The organism is Paenibacillus sp. FSL F4-0100, from assembly GCF_037993005.1.
Taxonomy (GTDB): domain Bacteria; phylum Bacillota; class Bacilli; order Paenibacillales; family Paenibacillaceae; genus Paenibacillus_AQ.
The window spans coordinates 3,686,603-3,704,416 of the sequence record NZ_CP150303.1 but is presented as its reverse complement, the minus strand read 5'-3'; the positions used below and the strand labels follow the sequence as shown (position 1 = coordinate 3,704,416).

The window sequence follows — 17,814 nt, the reverse complement described above, 5'->3', positions numbered from 1 at the left end:
TACTCCCCGTGACGTCAATATGAACTGAATATGAACAAGCAAATAAATGAATAATTACTGCGACGTCATTGGCGGATAAATTGGCGTGAACACATTATTGAATTTCCTTTATAAATCCCCTAAATCTTTCAGCAATTTCTTTGGCATGGGAACGATATAAGTAATGATTCGCTTCCAACAACACCATTTCTCCATGTGCGGAGTCCTTTATTAGCTTTTCATGCTCAGGAATCCATTGATCTGTTCCCGGATGATTCGCCTGAACAAAGAACAGAACAGGGAGATTCGGAGGGAAAGTTAGCTGTTCAGCTGCTTTAAAGTTGGAATACATGCTTTCTGCCTCATTTAATTGAGTGGTATTATACATGTTTTTGCGTATCAGAATGTTCAATTGTTCTTTCGTTTGTTCATCATAAGGCAGTCCATCATAAGGGTCAGTACTCAGTTTCAATTGTAATCGGGCGAAACCTAAGTTGCGGAACCATTTAATCGGTTGTGTTTCTGACGAATCAATCTTTTGTTCACTCAGCGCTGGAACACTACTATCCAGTCCGACAAATGCACGTACTTCATTTGGATATTTGTTCACATAATCCAGGCTATAGATCCCGGAAATGGAATGGCCCATAAGGATATAACGATCAATATGGAGACTCTGTAAAGCTTCATGAATCTCACTTACGATATTTGCCGTGCTGCGTTCCTTTTCGGTCTGATCGCTCAATCCGTAACCAAAAGGCTCTACGACGACAACTTTATAATATGGGGATAACTCTGAAATAAGCGGTTTAAAATCAAGTGCTGGCGATGCCGTTCCAAAGCCGGGTAAAATCACGACGGTTTCTTCGCCTTTTCCTTGAATGGTGACATTCATCTGATTCCCATCTACAGATACATGCTGACCATAAGGTTCCAATCTCTTCTGCTCCGAATGACTGCTGATTTTGTTAACGGTATACACGGCGGCAACAAAAAGCAGGATAGCTATAACAATTGCACCTAATACTTTAAGCAAAATGTTTAATACTTTCCTCGATTTGGTTCCACCCCATTTTTTCTTCTCTCTTTCTTTTGTCACACACATCTGCTCCTGTCCTCATCTGGTTAATGGCCGTAACAAGCCGTTCATGCAAGCCTAACCAACCAAGATGTCCTCACCATGACGACAACATGAACGGAGTATGAACTAACAAAAAAATGCCACGTTTCACACACAAGAAAGCTTGCATGTGAAACGTGGCATGAAAATACGGTTTAGACAATCCGGATGGACATTCTATACATCCACCTTATCCTGTAAGCCTAATTATTCCGTTGGTGGAGTGATTGGCAACGTGACAATAAAGGTCGTTCCTTGACCTAGTTCACTTTCTACTCGGATGTCCCCTTGATGAAGCGATACGATCTGTTTAACGATGGCAAGTCCCATACCACTGCCGTCAAACTTTCGACTGTGGGAACGATCCGACTTGAAAAATCGTTCGAATATGCGCTTCTGGTCTTCAAGAGGGATACCAATCCCTGTGTCGGAGATTCGAATAGTCACATTCTTGATATCCTGCTTCGTGCTAACCTGAATCACGCCGCCATCCTTGGAAAATTTGATGCCATTGCTGAGAATATTCGTCCATACCTGGTTCAACTGGTCGTGATCAGCCAAGACTTTAACGGCTTGGAGATCAAGCTCAAAGTGAATGTTGCGGGCTGACCATTGCGGTTGGAGCGCGACGATGACTCGCCTAATCTGTTCATCAAGACTGACTGTGACGAGCCGCAGCTGCTGTGACTGCGATTCAAGCATACTCAGCTTGAGCAGGCTATCACTCATGGTGGACATCCGCTTCGCTTCAGTGATGATAATATCGAGATACCGGCTTCGTTCTTGATCGGACAGGTCCACTTGCTTGAGCGCTTGAGCATAACCGGATATCGAGGTGAGCGGGGATTGTACCTCGTGCGACACGTTCGTTACGAACTCCCTGCGCATCTGCTCAAGTTGCTGCAGATCATGCATCATGTCTTCGAAACTGCGAGCCAACGTACCCAACTCACTCGTTTGCTTAATATTCAGCTTGACGTTGAAATCTCCAGCTGCAATACGCTTAGTCGCTTTTGTTAGCTTTTTGATCGGTCTGACCAGGAATACAGAGGCAATGAGAATCAATAAGCTTCCTGCAATCAACGAGCAGGTTGCAAAGATCAATCCCCACTTAGCGACAAAAGAGGAAGAAGGGGGGGCGAGCGTTTCCAAAAACATCGCTTTCGTTCCCGTTTCCGTTTTTAAAGGCAACCCTAATAGAACCGTCGCAATACCATTCGGCGTGTCTTGAACAACGCCTCCATCGATGACTTTCTTTAACTGCTCCATCGTCACCGTAGCAGGTTTGTGTCCGTTAAGTTTACCGTAAGACTGGAACTCTCCCGTTGCTTCGTAAATCCGAATATGATAAGAATCGAGCTGCTTCATTCCACTTACGAACGAGTCCGCTTCACTTAACGGCAGGGTCTTGTAAATCTGCACGATGTCTTGTCCAAAGTTGCGCAAGTTGATTTGAGCGTTTTGGTTCAATTTATCTTCGAATATCCAAGTGGACATAAAAAAAGAAATGATCGTGCCCGCAATGACGGAGACTAGAAATGTCAGGACCACACGGATATATAAAGATTTAATCATTCGTAAACCTCAAGCCGGTAGCCAAGCCCACGAACCGTTTCGATCCGAAAATCAGATGTAGCCGCAAACCGTTCGCGCAAGCGTTTGATATGTACATCTACGGTTCGATCATCTCCAGCATAATCAATCCCCCAAATTTGATCGATCAATTGCTCGCGCGTATAGACTTGTCCGGGTGTACCAGCAAGCTTATACAGCAATTCGAACTCCTTGAGCGGCAGCGTGAGCGCCTCTGTTCCTCTCATCACCTTATAGGTTTGCCGATCAAGTGTAACGCTTCCTAACTGAATCGTCTGTGTAGAGCCGATCCGGTATCGTTTAAGTAATGCTCTCACACGCACCGTTAACTCCAATGGATCGAAAGGTTTGGTCAGGTAATCGTCTGTTCCAAGTTCGAATCCTTTTACCTTCTCCCATGTTTCGCCTCTCGCTGTCAGCATAAGTATCGGAAGATCAGGATTAACTCTTCGGAGCTCTTTGCACAACGTCCAGCCATCCATAATCGGCATCATAATATCGAGCACGACAAGATCAACATGCGTTGAGGCATAGACGTTCATTGCTTCCTTGCCGTCCGCCGCCTCGGCCGTTGTGAATCCGTCGTTCCTTAGAAATAAACAGACGAGTTCGCGAATGTTCGCATCATCGTCAGCAACCAGTATAGTAGGCATCCGTTCCCTCTTTCCCATCTCATATTGAAGTAACCATTTTACTATAAGTATAATGAACCACTCCCATACTACCTAATCATCATACCCGGAATTATCATGGAATGCATCTCGAATGCTTTCTTCCCTGCACAAATCAGCGGCTGCTTCCGTAGAAACAGCCGCTGATTCCATTTCGTTTCAGTTAATTAACAATCTGCCATGGGTTAAGGAGCATCGCCGCATCACGCAACAAATATTCAGCAACTTCGGCAGAGATATGATTTCTTGTCTGTGCATGGACTTCAGAAATGAAACTGCTTAGGTTTTGTTTTTGCAATTTTTTCAGCAGACTGTTAGCGATCCCTTTGTTGTTAATCGTGCCCTCCTCTGCGAAACGTTGAACCAGTTCCTCTAGAGTGGCATAACTTGTTTTCACTTGAAAATCTACAGATTTTGTATATGTATTCCCTGCTAAATCAATAGCTTTTACCGTAAACGTATGTGTACCCAGCTCAAGTTTGTATAAAGGAATATCTGTTAAAGCCGTGAGTGCTTTTCCATCCAACATGACTTCGGTTTTTGCTTGGTCGACACCTGACAGAATGTCTGCCACTTCGAATATAAAAGGCGACAGAGGATTGATTCCTCTGCCGCCTTGTCTTTCGTACATTCAGTTTTTCTTGATTGCGGTACTGCGGCTCACAACCTGATCACGACACATTTTCCGGCTTGTCCGATTTCCGTTAAGTTAAAGCCCGACATCCACTCAGTTATGCGTTTCTGCCTCTTTTTTGAATTTCATGATGGACCAGACAACCAATAACAGCAGAACGGACAGACATGCGCTGATGCTGACCCGATTCTGTCCATCGATGAGGAAGAGGATCGTGATCACCGATAGACAAAGCGCAGTAAACGCAGTTACATAGGGGAAGCCCCATACCTTAAAGCTGGGCTGCACCGGATAAGCTTTGCGAAGCTTCAGCTGGGAGAAACAAATACAGATCCATACCAGCACCACAACGAAGCCCGGAACCGCCATCAGAACCCGAAACAGTTGGTCCTGCGCGATCAATCCAAGCAAGGAACCCGCTAATAGTATGATTGCGCAGAGTTTCAACGTATTGAGCGGAATGCCTTTGCTCGTGGTCTTAGCCAGGCTCCTTGGAGCCTCCCCGGCGGCAGCCATGGAATAGATCATGCGCGTCGCACCATAGATGCCGGAGTTAGCTGCAGACAGTACGGCCGTTACCAATATGAAATTCATGATGTGGGCGGCTCCCTGCAATCCCGTAGCGGACAACACTTGCACGAAAGGACTTGACTCTCCCCCCAGCTGGTTCCATGGAATCAATCCGCAAATAATCAGGAGCGGCAGCGTAAAGAACAAAATCACCCTTAAAATAAAGTTGCGTACAACTTTAGGCAGGATTTTCTCCGCATTCTCGGTCTCAGTTAATGTGAGACCTATCAGCTCGGAGCCTCCATACGAAAAGGTGACGACAAGCAGAGCCGAGAATATGGCAAACCATCCGTTTGGCAAAAACCCGCCGTGAGCAGTGAAATTTTGAAGGTACGGGGTGTCCGAACTCGGAATAATGCCAAACATCAGAAAACTTCCCAGCACAATAAAACTAATAATCATGGCGATTTTTATTCCGGCAAGCCAGAATTCCACTTCGCCAAAACTTCCAACACTCATCATATTGATTAAAATAATGAGTGCCGCACTTGCAAGGCTTAGCAGCCACAGCGGAACCTCCGGAAACCAGTATTGCAGAAAGCTGCCTGCCGCAATCACTTCAATCACGCATACCGACAGCCACATGAAACAATACATCCAGCCCATGACAAAAGAAACCCGCTTACCAAAGGCTTCGCGAACAAAATCCTTCATATTGCGGCCCGGATACACCGTAGCCATTTCCGTCATCGCTCCCATAACGACCAGAAGAAGCAGTCCCGCAAAGATATAAGAGAAAATAACGCCCGGACCGGCGAGACTGATCGTCTCGGCACTTCCTTTAAATATCCCGGTGCCGATTACACCGCCCATCGCCATAAAGCTGATATGCCTTGGCCTCAATTTCTTCTGTAATGAAACTTCATCCTGTTTTGCCATTCACATATCCCCCTGATGACTTTCAAATAAACCTATTGATAAGTATAACCTTTTCTGCTAAGGAAACAACTTAAGAAATTCGCAAAGTGAATGAGGAAGTACGAGAGCTCTAATGCCTCATATTCTTTAATAAACGGTAAATAGGTTGTTCCTGGAGCGGATCATAAAGAGCCCGGGGAGGTCCCGGGCTCTTTATTCATTCGTTATGATTATGGCTAGCTCATACCATCACTGCTTCAGTGACGGACAGTACTTCATAGTTTGATCATCATCGCATTACATTTATTGCTTCCAAGTTGAGACGATTCTGACATTGCTGATTTTGGACATGTTACCGGAAGTATCGTACGCAACGATAAAATATTGATACATTGTATTCGGCGTCAAGCCGCTATCCTTATAATCCGTCGTATTCGACGTTCCAATGACGGTATTATTCCGATAAACCTTATACTCTGCAATGCCCGCATTATCGAATGAAGGAGTCCACTTCAGTTCCACCGATGAATCGGATACGGCTACCGCTTCTTCGATGGTTGGCTGCATCGGCGCTTCGGTATCCGCGATGGTCGGTGACCACCAGTTACCCGAAACGACGATCATGCTTAGGAGACGCAGCGTATTCCCAAAGTACACGTCATCGTTCGTGGAGATGGAGGCATTGTGGTCCCATAATCGGTTGAGCCACTCCTGATTCGCCGGATTTATCATGGCGCTGACCATCATCGGCGCAGAAAATGAAGTATCCGTATAATCCACGAGTGCTTTTGATCCATCCAGCTTGTAACCACCATATATTTTGCTTGGATCATCCCCGGTCACTTGGCGAATCCAAGACGTCATTTTATTTAGCTGCTCCTTGGCACGAGTTTCCCCTGTCATGAGAGCGTCCGTACCGATCCGCCAAGGAATACGCGAAGAGTTATAACTATAATCCCCGTCCGTTTCAGACTCCAGGAATGTTGAATCTGCCGGAGCATAGCTGCCGTTTTTCTTCACCACAAAGTCAGGCAGCAGCCCCGCATTCGGACTGTACTTTTTGTATAATCCCTCACTGATGGAATAGGTTTTGTCAATGACGCGGTCCCAATTGGCGTCTCCGCTCGCGTTTTTGAAGTCTTTCAAATGCTGAAGCATAAAATCGGAAGGACGCGTAGCACTGCCATATTTAGCATCGTCGTCGCTTACCCAATCTGCAAGCTTCAATGTCCACTCAGCATGATTAACATCACTCTTCATGATCGCGTCAATTACTTTTTTGGCTTCGGCCAAGTAATTGATCTCACCATCGCTTCCCCACTGGCGATCCGCAAGGAGCAACGCGTATGCGATATCCATATCACCGTCCGTGGCCGAATCCACGCCGCTGACATCCACGACGGCCTGACCTGTATCGCCCTGCTTCCAAGCCATAAGGTCCGGGTTGATCTTACTCGGATGAGCTCTGAAATATCGATATAGTCCGTCAAAATAAGCCTTAGCTTTAGGATCATGGCCCGCCATATGTGCGGTGATCAGCATCCCGTATCCGTGCGCTTCCGAAACGGTCATCGCTTGATACTTGACATTAAGCTCCTTGTCAAACTCTTCTTGGAACCAGTCCCCGTCGGCATACCAGACGTAGTACTGATCCTGCTCCGTAGATTGAAGATACGGCTTCTTTTTCAAGTATTTCTGCTTCCACTCATCATACAGCCGGGCAACGGTTGCATCCAGTTGCGCTTGTTGCATATGATTTGGCTTGATCGAGCCGGAGGTGTAGGCCGTATGCTGCGGAAACGGCTTGTAAGGCCCGGTGCCTTGTGAAGAAGACATCGTTTTCAAGCGGATTTCTTCAGACGGCAGCGATTCGACTCCTCCCGCGGTAACGGCCGTCACCTTGTACCGATATTCCGTGTCAGGCGTCAGCCCGGTATCGGTATATGTTATTTCTTTGGTTGTTCCAACGTGACTATCGTTGCGGTAAACATGATAACGATCCGGCGCCTTGCCGGATGGCGCTCTCCAGGTCAGGTCAATTTGGAAAGGAGACACGCCTTTGCCCGCCAAACCATCCAAAGCGGATGGGGGCTCATTCCCCTCGGTCTGATTCGAAGTGCTTACCGTGACTGGGCTGGAATTGTCTCTTCTGCCAACAGACTTGATCACCAGATTATATTGGATATCCGGATTCAATTTGTCGATAACAACGCTGTACTGCGACGTTCCCGACTTCACTGGTACATAGAGGCTCCAATGCTTGCTGATCTTGTCATCCTTTTCGTAAATACGGAATCCTCTTACCTGCTCTTTACTTGAGGACGGCGCCTTCCAGGTTAACGTAGCTTTGGTACCTTGGAGTTTAACCTGTGCTCCCTCCACCGGATCCGGTTTGGTGTCTGTTCGTTTAATACCGTAATGATCGTACACCTTCAGCCCATTTTTCCCGTATCCACTCTTCCCTTCATCTTCAACAGCGGCCGTATAGGCATCGAATTTCAGAATTTGATCTGCAACCGACACATCCGTAAACATTTTTTTCTTTGGCTGGTTATTAATCGCTGCGAAGTAGTCGTCATACGGTTCGTTTTTGTAATAGAATTTGTTTCCAAATGCATTGGACATCAGATACACCGTTCCTTGAGGATTGACGACGTTGCCTGCTTCGTCTTTTTCCAGTTTTTTCGGATCGATGACCTTGTCCCCGTACATTTGGAAGGAACGCATATACATATGATCGTGAGCCTCAAACACCATATCGATGCCAAGCTCGTCAAAAACCGGAATCAGATTTTTCCTGTAAAATTTAACGCGATCTCCTTCCCATTGCGCGGAATTATCGCCAGCTGCATAAGGCGCTTTGTGAAACGTCACGAATTTCCACTTCTTGTCGGTCTTCGCAACCGTGTTCCGCATCCAATCAATCTGGTTCCAAAACTGTTCGTGCTGATCATCATCCCAGTCGACGGAGCCGTCTTCGTTCAGCTTGCCGTCAAACTGCGAGTTGTACACCATGTAAAGCGCGTCGCCGTATTCAAAAGAATAGACCGAGCCATCATGTGTCGCATCCACCACTTTCCGTGGCAGATTGAAATGGTTGTAAAAGTTATTATTCGGCGTTGTGGCATCCCCGTCCCAATCCGATACTTCGTGTCCGCCCAGTACGGGTACAAATGGCACTTTCATCAGATGCTCCTGCGCGAGCCCGAGCATCCACTGCCACTGCTCTTCCAGGTCGCCATTATCAACCAGATCGCCGGCATTGATCAGAAATTTGGGGTTACCAATATGTTCGTAGGCTTTCTTGAAGGTATCTGCCCATGGTTCAAAGCCCGATTTGCTCGAGGCCTGAGAGTCGGCTCCCACGATAAAGCGATATGGCTGCGGTGTCGCTGTATCGGTTTTAAACGATCCAACGGAGCTCCATATCGAACCGTCGCCTACCCGGAATATATAATCGGTTCCCGGCTTTAATCCATTCGCGCTTGCTTTATGGCTGAAAAACTTTTTCTTCTTACCCGTCGTTCTGTCACCCTTGGTCATATAAGTCGAAATTTCCTCGGAAGATCCGGTGAATTCAAGAACTCCCTCTTTCGGAAACACGTTACCGGTTCCCGTTGATTCGGCTACCTGGACTTTCGTTCCGGCCGAGGTATCCGTGTACCAAGCGAAAGCCATGCTTGTTTTAGGATCGCCGTTCAAGGTCATGTTAATGAGTTTCGGCTGAGAGACTGCTCCTACAGTCGTAAAGCTCCACTCGATATTTCGAATCAAGGGAGAGCCGTCTTTTCCTTGGACCGCGGTTTGGGGAATGGTAACCCTGTAGCTTTTCCCTTGACCTAATCCGCCATGCCCCATGCGCAAGGTCGTTTGGTTTATAACTTCGACGGCAAGGCTTGGAACAGGCTGATTCTGGCCATCCCGAACCGTGATGTCCTGTTTGGCCGTTACCGTGATCGGTTTATTAAACTTAACCTCAATCGGCGTGGTCACGGCAACCTTTTCCGCACCTTGCTCCGGTACATAGGATACGTCGATGGTAGGCTGTTCAGGCGTTGTTCCGGAAATCGGTTCTCCGGTTACGCGAATGTTCCGGATTTTACTGGAACCTCCCGATCCAATGCCTTTCGGATTATCTTTAGGGTTGGTTGGCTTATTGGAGTTAACCACCCATCGAATATACAGCATTTGCTTATCGTCTGCATTCGGCAGGGAGACGTTATTAAGTATGCAGGATTGATTCGGACAATTGTAACTTGAAACGATATTCATCTGAACCGTGCCTCCCGGGACGTCTGTCCATACCGTTCGGTCGGTACTTACCTGTACTTTGAAATCGTTAGGAGCGGAACCCGAAGAGCTTTGCTCCGAAGATAATTTGATATTCTTGTAGGCTGAGGTAGAAACCATGGCCAACCAATATTTCTTGCCCTGGCCGTTATCCCAGCCCTGGTAGCTAATATCTTGGGCTTTACTGTCGTAGTATTCAAAATATCCTCCGACCTGTTGCAGGATGGAGGAAGACTTGTTGAGCCCTCCGGTTGCAGGATGGATGCCTCCTTCTCCCTTGTTCTTGAAGACCCATTCGGCGATTAAGGCCTCGGCCGCTTTCCCCGACCCATCGGAGGCTAGCTCGGGCTTACCCGTCACGGAGTCGGCATATGAATTTGCCGGCAATGTCCAGGGGATCAACAATAATGCTAAAAACAATAAGAACATTTTTTGCGGATTCCTTCCTCTTTTCATCTTGATTCGCATGCTTTGCACCCCTTTCCCGTTCAACATGAACGGTTTGGCTTGAGGATTCGATATGAATCCCGCCTTCTTGAATATATCCGATGTTTTCTCAGGATTCTCGCGGAATCTTATTTAAAAATGGCCCTTTTCAACATATATTGCTGTTATTTTGATTAACAATTCAATCGGCTTCGGGTACAATGAGGACATCATGACATAGCTGGATTTTCGTGAGAGGTGATTTGACATCAACTTTTTTTGCTCCGATCCCTTTTATATCAGTCGAGAGAGCAAATCCCGATCGAGTATTCCTTCATTCCACTATCACGACGCTTATGAAATTCTGTATATTGTCTCTGGCGAGCTGCATTATTGTATTGGAAGTCAGCCGTTTCAGCTTGTGGGCGGTTCCATGCTGCTCATTCGTAAGAATGACGGACATCGTCTGATCAATCCTAACGGTGCGCCATTTGAAAGGGTGACCCTGCTCTTCCAAGAAGATTTCTTAGGTGGGTTGTTGACCGAGGATTCGTCATTTCATCCTCTCTCCCCTTTCCAAACAGGTTCCGGCTCCATCCGGTTAAAGGGTCAGGAGCAAGGGTATGTCGAAGGGATTTTTGCGAAGATGGCCGCCGAATCGGTCAACGGATTTCCGGATTCGAATTTTTATCTCAAAATCCTGTTGTCCGAGCTTTTGGTGTTCATCCACCGTATTCTAAACAGTGGTCGTCAATACATAAATGCCTCAACCAACCAGGTTCATCAGCGTATTTCCCATATTGCCCACTTTATCAATCACCACTACGAACAGCGTCTGACATTAGAGGAACTCACCAGCCGATTCCATGTAAGTCCCTCCCATCTTAGTCGAACCTTCAAGGAATCAACAGGGTTTACTCTGATCGAGTATGTGAATCACGTACGGATCAAGCAAGCGTGTCATTTGTTGAAAGAATCCCATTTACAAGTTTCCGAAATCGCCGAAAGCGTCGGCTTCGACAATTCCACCCATTTCGGCCGCACTTTTAAAAGCATAATCGGTCTCTCTCCCCTGAAATTCCGTAAAAATCATCAGGCGGATATACGGCCGTAAACAACAAAGAGCCGAATTCCTTTAAGGGAATTCGGCTCTTCGCCCTATAACTCTTCCTGCCTCACCACTTGACAATCCACATGGTATGACAGGACATGACACAAGCAAACGCACATTTAGTTTACATAATATTTATTATGTAGTATTCAGTTTCCAGGGTACAACTCGTGGATTTTGGAAACCAGATCTACTGAATTGGTATGGAACGCTTCGTTTGAATCCATCCATACCGATTTCAGAAAATAAGAAGCATGAAACCGCCATCCCTGATGGTCCGGATTAAAATCCACTTGAATCTCGCGCCCCGGACTTCCCCGGTACACCCTGGAACCCGGCTTGCGCCAACTGCCAATTCTAGTGATCCTGTCCGGATTCTGGCCCGTAATATATGTAAACCGTTCATTGTAAGGAATGTCCTTTAAATAAAACTTTGGACACCCCACAGCAAATACATGGATACCCCGAAAGTCGTACTTCTCCTCCAAATGAAGCCCTGCCTTATAGGCGACCACGCCTCCAGCGCTGTGCCCGATCAGGATCAGCTGATCCGTATCTGCTGCATGCTCGCGGATGATCTGCCCTGCGTTCACTACCCGGCGAGACTGCTCGCGAACCAAGTCATAGCCAACTTGAGTAAGCTGCCGGGCTAGCAGATGGATTAACGAGGAACCCGCTATGCCGTTTGCCATCCCATACGGAAAGATCACTACAATTTTGGCATTTGGATATCTAAGAGCAATCTCGCTTGCAGCGTCTTCAAAATTATTTCGATAGGTCAGGACACCGGCAAAAAAGAAAACCACCGTTTGGCACTTTATCGAACAAGTGCTATAGGAGGATACGAACGTCTCTGTCATGACTTCACAATCCCCCTCTTAAAAAGTGTTCCCAATCTTCCGTACATATGAAGAACCCCCATGATAACAATGCGATATCTGCATTGTAGCATGAGGGTCCTCATTATTTCATATTCTATTCACCTTACTTTTTGGCGGACAACCATTCAGATAACACATTAATTTCGTCAGCGGAGAGCTTGCCTTGGAATGCCGGCATTCCATTTCGGCCATTCGTGATGATGGCTGAGATTTGGCTGGCATCGTATTTGGACCCTACATTTTGCAGGTTTGGAAAATTCCCACCTCCGCTTAAGTCCGTCGCGTGGCAAGCCATGCAGTTTGCATTGTAGAGCGAGGTTGCTTCTGCATTCGTCGCATCCCCGCCGGTTGTACCTTCCTGTGGAGCTTGTCCGCCGTTTTCTGCTGGGGCAGGCTCTGATGTGTTTTTACCTCCGCATGCCACCACACCAAAAGCAAAAGCTGACAAAAGCATGACAAACAGCAACCCTTTTTTGAACATGTTTGAAACTACCTCCTTTTGTAAAATGCAAGTTATACGAGCAACCCGCCCTTTTTGCTGTATTCGAGGATTCCGTCCGCTGCGCGATACGCAAGAGCCCCGACCGTACCTGTCGGATTATAGCCGCTATTATGCGGGAAAGCGGATGCACCCACGACAAACAAATTTTCCATATCCCACATTTGCATGTAGTTGTTGATGGCTGAATTGCCAGGATTCTCACCCATAATAACCCCACCGGTATTATGAGTCGATTGGTATGTCGTTATTTCGTAAGGTCCCAGTTCCTTCAACTTCATAATATTCTGGGCCCCCATCTCCTGCAGGATCTCCGCGCAGCGATCAGAAAGATACCTCGCCAACTGACGGTCCTGCTCTTCGAAATCGAACGTGATTCGAATCAACGGATCTCCGTATGCATCCTTGTAAGTGGGATCCAAGTCTAGGTAGTGATGCCGATAAGGCATAGAAGATCCTTGGGAGCCCACGGACAGCACGCTGTTTGCATACTTCAAGGAATTCGCCTTAAACTCTTTTCCCCAACGCGGTGTATCCTCCGGAACAGGATTGTTCTGAATGGGTCTTTGTCCTGTTACCGTATGGGCGATGTTCCCCCCATGTATGAACTTCAGATCCGAGTGATCAAAATTGTCGCCGTTATAATCGTCCAAGCCCATTCCTAAGCTTCCCGCTCCGGCAAACAGATTGAATTGATCCTCAAAAAATCCGGCGGCGGTCCCCTTGATGACCTGATAAGCATAGTTTTTGCCAATCACACCTGTTCCGCTGGACGAGTCGTACGGTTTACCGATCTTAGAGAGAAGCATCAAACGAGTATTATTAAATACATACCCCGTTGAAACGACGATATCCGCTGGCTGTTCGATTTCCTCTCCCGTCGTTAGATCCGTGTACATGACACCCGTTGCCTTACCTCCCGTATGCAGGATTCGTCTTACATAGGAATGGGTCCGGATTTCGAACTTTCCGGTTTTTTTGGCAACAGGAATCACGGTAACGACCGGATCCGCTTTCGCCCCGTATTCACACCCAAACCGCTCGCAATACCCACAATACTGACAACCTGCACGGGCAATGCCATCCGGATTCGTATAGCTTTCCGACAGATTGGCTGAAGGCACCGTATAGGGATTGAGCTTCAGTTTTTTCGCCGCTTCTGTGAACATCTTCATGGATGGCGTGTGAAGCATAGGCGGTGTCGGGTAAGGATTCGAACGTTTCCCTGCCAAGGGATTTTCCTCGCCGGAGATGCCGGTCGTCTTCTCAAACTTATCAAAGAACGGCTCAAGCTGATCATAGGTTATACCCCAGTCCTGGATCATCATTTCCGGCGGTATTTTATCTTTCCCATATCGTTCTTCCGTCATGCTCCGAATTTTAAAATCGTAAGGCAAGAAACGGAATGTTTGCCCATTCCAGTGCACCCCGGCTCCTCCCAATCCCTCGCCTAACAAGAACGAGCCATATTGCCTCATTGGAAGCGCACGTATTTTTTCAGTGCTTCGAAATGTAATCGTTTCTTTGGAGAGGTCCTGCATTAAATCGTACCGAAGCGCATAACGGAGCTCATCGTGAGCCATGTAATAGTCTTCCGTCACTCTTTCTTTACCTCGCTCCAATCCGACAACGGATAAACCGTTCTTGGTCAGTTCCGAAGCGATAATGCCGCCAGCCCAGCCGACGCCAATGATGACAACATCCGTTTTAGGTAATTTTTTAGCCATATCTATACTCCTCTCGCTAATCGTGAGCCGTTATAGGTGATCTTTTAGACTCTTAGGCGGGATGACGGTAAAATTCTTCTCGATAATATTCGTGTAAGCCATTTGGTTACCCGGATATTGCCGCATCGCCCAGCCCTGCATATTTTTATTGCCACCATATAGCGGATCACTGTAAACACCTTCTAATGTGCTGCTGCGGAGCAGGTTGAAGAACCCGCTGGCTGAGATCGTTGTCAATTTGACCTCATCGTTCTGAAAGGCTGTTAACACGGCATCCTGTTCCTCTGGCGACAGGCTCGGGAAATCTTTCTGATAATTTTTTTGGCTGTAGTTCTGAATTTCGCGCAGCCCAATGTAGAAAATCTCTCGTCTTCTTAATCGTCCCTGATAACCTTGCGTTTTCTCTCCAACATAAAAAGGCGGCTGCATGTAGTCTCTTGCATTAAAACCCCAATCACCGGCCAACTGGTGGTCGATGAAGAATGCAGCGCCAAGTTCTTTGGCGCCAGGACCATTGTCATCCGCAGGAAATATACGCTCTACGGCTGCTTCCGTGATCCGGTATTGTTCCTGGTTGAAGAACATTAATGCTTGATTGTAGTTGTTTTCATTCGTCTCAGGAGCTGGCACTGCAGGCTGAGTTGCCCGCTTCGGCAGCAGATAACCGAGTACCCCGCCCAGCACGACACCTCCCACGGCATACCCGGAGTTTCTCAGAAACTTTCGCCGTGACATCGTCTGTGAGCTGCCAGACTTCGATGGTTTGGTTTGTTGTTCGTCTTGTTCGCTCAAACTCTCAGCACCCCTACTCTTTATCATTTGGAATAATGGGTATTGTCCCCATCAAAATTTCATTCATACATTATTCTCCATCCGGGCATGATAAAAACACTAATGATATGGAGGCGAATGCTCATGAATCAATTGTGGAGCAAGTGGAGAGGTCCAATATTGGGCTCAGCACTGCTTCTTTCTTTAACAGCCTGCTTAAATCAAAACGACAATCAACAAAATGCGCAATCCATGGAACAGCGTAATGCGGATGCCGTACACTTGCACAGTACCGATGTGATCCCAAGCTATCATGGGCCCAAGACCGAAACGACCAATGTCCACGGGAAAACCACAAGCGGTATGGGCATGTCCGTGTACAGCATGATCGGCTCTTCAAGCCTGCATGAAGGCGGTGTCTCTTCCCATGTCCAGTCAAGACTCGCAAGTTCAGGCATTGAAGGAGTCAAAGCCTTTGTCCTGAATGACACGATTATTCTGGCACGTGCAGAATCACGCGTTTCTTCTAACCAATATGACAACATGCAGCAAAAGGTTTTAAGTCAGACGCAAGGAATGTCGGGTAAAGGTGAACCAAACGAAGGTGTGATCGGGGCCAAGTCTGCGGACAACGATAATATGTCGCAAGCCAAAGAGCAAGTGAAAAGCATGTTTAACGAAGAAGTGCAAATTCTAACGGTAACGAATCCGCAAGCTCCTGAGCTGATCGACCGAATTGCCTCGAAGCTGCATGGTGCGCCGCGCGACGAGTCGATCGCCAGAGATATTACAAAGCTGCTGCAAATGACATCGGATAAAAAATAGGTAAAGGAGTTGATCATATGCCTCTAGGAAATATCGGTGTGACAGGGCTGATCCTCATTCTGTTGATCGCCTTAATTATTTTCGGTCCTTCGAAGCTGCCTGAACTGGGCCGTGCCTTCGGTCGTACACTGAGCGAGTTCAAAAACTCAACGCGTGAACTGGTTTCGAGCGAAGATATCCATGATGGAGATAAATTGAAATGACCAAGCACGAGCAGGCACAAGAACAGGAGCAGCATATATTGGAGCACTTAACAGAGCTCCGCAAGCGGATTCTCATCACATTGGGCACCTTTTTGGTAGCCCTTTGTGCCGCTTTTCTGTATGTTGAACCCCTATATGAAATGTTGACTCGAGACGTGGAGGGTCAGCTTCAAGTATTGGGACCAACGGACGTGATTTGGGTATACTTCATGATTGCAGGCGTTATAGCTCTGGCGGTGACGATGCCTGTTGCCGGATTTCAGGTATGGCGTTTCGTCGTACCCGGCTTAAGCACCATTGAGCGGCGTGCTTCTCTGGCGTATATCCCCGCGATCGGAGCCCTTTTTTTATTGGGGTTGGCTTTTGGTTACTTTGTCATTTACCCCATGGTCCTGTCCTTTCTGGATTCGCTGTCGCATCATTTCATAACAGCTTATACAGCTGAGAGATACTTCCGTTTTATGGTGCATATGACCGTACCGTTCGGTGTGCTGTTCGAAATGCCCGTCGTTATCATGTTCTTGACCTCGATTGGCATCCTGAATCCGCTCCGCTTAGCTAAAATGCGGAAAATCGCCTACTTGCTGCTGACGATAGCAGCTGTTACCATTACACCGCCGGATATCGTGTCGGACATTCTCGTCATTGTGCCCCTGTTGCTTCTATATGAAATTAGCGTTGGACTGTCTCGCATTGTATACCACAAAAGGCTGACCAAGCTGGAATTGATAAGCGAATAAAAACCCGGTTTGAATCAGGGACATTGCGAATAGATACTAAAAAAGCTTGGAGATCTCTTTTAGATCCCAAGCTTTTAATATGAGTAAGAATATTCTAATAACCTTAGAAAATCGTAGGCACCATTCCGCCATCCATACGGATTGGAGAACCTTTAAATGCGGATGCGTAAGGACTGCACAGGAATGCAGCCAGTCTACCTATTTCGATAGGCTTGATAAATCGCTGTATTTCGGATTGAGGTAGGTTCGTAACCATAAATTCCTTCTCTTTTTCAGAAAAAGTCATATTTTTATCAGGGTACATTCCTTCTATGATTTGGTGCACATTCTCTGAGAGGGTTGGTCCTGGCATAATCGTATTAACGGTTACTTCCGTTCCCCTGGTTAATTTGGACAAGCTCTTAGACAAGGATAAGAGCATTGATTTTGTCATGCAGTATTGAGGCATTTGTCCTGAAGGCATTACGGCTTCTTCGCTGGCTATAAAAATAATGCGCCCATCATCACGTTTCAACATATGTGGCAAGTAAAATTTAGTTAATCCATTAGCTGCAAGCACATTCGTACGGAAATATTTCTCCCATACCTCATCATCAACATCCTCATACTGCATAATTTCATAAATACCCATGTTGTTAACTAAAATATCCACATGGGGATATTTTTCAAACAAAGCTTCTCTTTGCTTTGCATCCACGATATCGGCTGTAGCATTTTGAGGAGACGTCGCCGGGAATTGGGACTTGATGTCATTCACGGTTTGCTCGACCTCTTCATGATTTCGTCCATTAATGAGTACATGAACACCTTCTCTTGCAAGTTCAATAGCAATGGCCTTACCTATGCCTTTTGTTGAACCGGTAACTAGAGCCGTTTTATTGTTTAATCCCATATCCATAATATAATCATTTCTCCT

Annotated in this window: 15 protein-coding genes; 4 read left to right on the top strand and 11 right to left on the bottom strand. The window is 46.7% G+C overall.

The genetic code is table 11. The features are described 5' to 3' along the window. Positions 1-94 precede the first annotated feature (94 nt). The 6 genes from MHH48_RS16690 to MHH48_RS16665 form a co-directional block, all read right to left on the bottom strand. The gene (locus MHH48_RS16690) at positions 95-1,078 is read right to left on the bottom strand and encodes an alpha/beta hydrolase (RefSeq protein WP_256720587.1); all 984 of its coding nucleotides are present in this window, start codon (positions 1,076-1,078) and stop codon (positions 95-97) included. A gap of 228 nt (positions 1,079-1,306) precedes the next feature. Continuing rightward, entirely contained in the window at positions 1,307-2,674 is a 1,368-nt protein-coding gene (locus MHH48_RS16685) for a HAMP domain-containing sensor histidine kinase (RefSeq protein WP_076323392.1), read from the bottom strand. Further along, positions 2,671-3,345, bottom strand: coding sequence for a response regulator transcription factor (locus MHH48_RS16680; RefSeq protein WP_076323391.1), 675 nt, complete (start codon positions 3,343-3,345; stop codon positions 2,671-2,673). Before MHH48_RS16680 ends, MHH48_RS16685 begins: the two co-directional genes overlap by 4 nt. Before the next feature lie 181 nt (positions 3,346-3,526). After that, the gene (locus MHH48_RS16675; RefSeq protein ID WP_256720585.1) at positions 3,527-3,994 is read right to left on the bottom strand and encodes a hypothetical protein; all 468 of its coding nucleotides are present in this window, start codon (positions 3,992-3,994) and stop codon (positions 3,527-3,529) included. Between the two features lie 96 nt (positions 3,995-4,090). Continuing rightward, complete coding sequence (locus tag MHH48_RS16670) at positions 4,091-5,446, bottom strand: amino acid permease (protein ID WP_076323390.1); 1,356 nt, start codon at positions 5,444-5,446, stop codon at positions 4,091-4,093. A gap of 282 nt (positions 5,447-5,728) precedes the next feature. Next, positions 5,729-10,183 carry a glycosyl hydrolase family 8 gene (locus MHH48_RS16665; protein ID WP_076323389.1) on the bottom strand — a complete coding sequence of 1,485 codons (4,455 nt, stop codon included), beginning with the start codon at positions 10,181-10,183 and terminating at the stop codon, positions 5,729-5,731. A gap of 226 nt (positions 10,184-10,409) precedes the next feature. Here MHH48_RS16665 and MHH48_RS16660 point away from each other — a divergent pair, with 226 nt between their 5' ends. Then, positions 10,410-11,255, top strand: coding sequence for an AraC family transcriptional regulator (locus MHH48_RS16660; protein WP_076323388.1), 846 nt, complete (start codon positions 10,410-10,412; stop codon positions 11,253-11,255). Between the two features lie 146 nt (positions 11,256-11,401). Here MHH48_RS16660 and MHH48_RS16655 read toward each other — a convergent pair whose 3' ends face one another. The 4 genes from MHH48_RS16655 to MHH48_RS16640 form a co-directional block, all read right to left on the bottom strand. Next, the gene (locus MHH48_RS16655) at positions 11,402-12,112 is read right to left on the bottom strand and encodes an alpha/beta hydrolase (RefSeq protein ID WP_076323387.1); all 711 of its coding nucleotides are present in this window, start codon (positions 12,110-12,112) and stop codon (positions 11,402-11,404) included. A 124-nt stretch (positions 12,113-12,236) separates the two neighbouring features. Beyond that, positions 12,237-12,614 (bottom strand): cytochrome c, encoded by a 378-nt coding sequence (locus tag MHH48_RS16650; protein ID WP_076323386.1) that lies wholly within the window; start codon positions 12,612-12,614, stop codon positions 12,237-12,239. 32 nt (positions 12,615-12,646) lie between these two features. Continuing rightward, complete coding sequence (locus MHH48_RS16645; RefSeq protein WP_076323385.1) at positions 12,647-14,359, bottom strand: GMC family oxidoreductase; 1,713 nt, start codon at positions 14,357-14,359, stop codon at positions 12,647-12,649. A 30-nt stretch (positions 14,360-14,389) separates the two neighbouring features. Continuing rightward, positions 14,390-15,151 (bottom strand): gluconate 2-dehydrogenase subunit 3 family protein, encoded by a 762-nt coding sequence (locus MHH48_RS16640; protein ID WP_076323384.1) that lies wholly within the window; start codon positions 15,149-15,151, stop codon positions 14,390-14,392. A 123-nt stretch (positions 15,152-15,274) separates the two neighbouring features. Between MHH48_RS16640 and MHH48_RS16635 the strand changes: the two genes are divergently transcribed. The 3 genes from MHH48_RS16635 to tatC are packed head-to-tail and all read left to right on the top strand — an operon-like array spanning position 15,275 to position 16,898. After that, positions 15,275-15,955, top strand: coding sequence for a hypothetical protein (locus tag MHH48_RS16635; protein WP_076323383.1), 681 nt, complete (start codon positions 15,275-15,277; stop codon positions 15,953-15,955). Between the two features lie 17 nt (positions 15,956-15,972). Next, positions 15,973-16,158 (top strand): twin-arginine translocase TatA/TatE family subunit, encoded by a 186-nt coding sequence (gene tatA / locus MHH48_RS16630; protein WP_071221680.1) that lies wholly within the window; start codon positions 15,973-15,975, stop codon positions 16,156-16,158. Next, positions 16,155-16,898, top strand: coding sequence for a twin-arginine translocase subunit TatC (gene tatC, locus MHH48_RS16625; RefSeq protein ID WP_076323382.1), 744 nt, complete (start codon positions 16,155-16,157; stop codon positions 16,896-16,898). The genes tatA and tatC overlap by 4 nt, the downstream gene beginning before the upstream one ends. 103 nt (positions 16,899-17,001) lie before the next feature. Here tatC and MHH48_RS16620 read toward each other — a convergent pair whose 3' ends face one another. Then, positions 17,002-17,796 carry an SDR family oxidoreductase gene (locus tag MHH48_RS16620; RefSeq protein ID WP_076323381.1) on the bottom strand — a complete coding sequence of 265 codons (795 nt, stop codon included), beginning with the start codon at positions 17,794-17,796 and terminating at the stop codon, positions 17,002-17,004. Positions 17,797-17,814 lie beyond the last annotated feature (18 nt).

Excerpts from the sequence above, each read along its gene's own strand:
- MHH48_RS16685 (WP_076323392.1), bottom strand. The coding sequence starts at position 2,674 with ATGATTAAATCTTTATATATCCGTGTGGTCCTGACATTTCTAGTCTCC.
- MHH48_RS16680 (WP_076323391.1), bottom strand. The coding sequence starts at position 3,345 with ATGCCTACTATACTGGTTGCTGACGATGATGCGAACATTCGCGAACTC.
- MHH48_RS16675 (WP_256720585.1), bottom strand. The coding sequence starts at position 3,994 with ATGTACGAAAGACAAGGCGGCAGAGGAATCAATCCTCTGTCGCCTTTT.
- MHH48_RS16670 (WP_076323390.1), bottom strand. The coding sequence starts at position 5,446 with ATGGCAAAACAGGATGAAGTTTCATTACAGAAGAAATTGAGGCCAAGG.
- MHH48_RS16665 (WP_076323389.1), bottom strand. The coding sequence starts at position 10,183 with ATGCGAATCAAGATGAAAAGAGGAAGGAATCCGCAAAAAATGTTCTTA.
- MHH48_RS16655 (WP_076323387.1), bottom strand. The coding sequence starts at position 12,112 with ATGACAGAGACGTTCGTATCCTCCTATAGCACTTGTTCGATAAAGTGC.
- MHH48_RS16650 (WP_076323386.1), bottom strand. The coding sequence starts at position 12,614 with ATGTTCAAAAAAGGGTTGCTGTTTGTCATGCTTTTGTCAGCTTTTGCT.
- MHH48_RS16645 (WP_076323385.1), bottom strand. The coding sequence starts at position 14,359 with ATGGCTAAAAAATTACCTAAAACGGATGTTGTCATCATTGGCGTCGGC.
- MHH48_RS16635 (WP_076323383.1), top strand. The coding sequence starts at position 15,275 with ATGAATCAATTGTGGAGCAAGTGGAGAGGTCCAATATTGGGCTCAGCA.
- tatA (WP_071221680.1), top strand. The coding sequence starts at position 15,973 with ATGCCTCTAGGAAATATCGGTGTGACAGGGCTGATCCTCATTCTGTTG.
- tatC (WP_076323382.1), top strand. The coding sequence starts at position 16,155 with ATGACCAAGCACGAGCAGGCACAAGAACAGGAGCAGCATATATTGGAG.
- MHH48_RS16620 (WP_076323381.1), bottom strand. The coding sequence starts at position 17,796 with ATGGATATGGGATTAAACAATAAAACGGCTCTAGTTACCGGTTCAACA.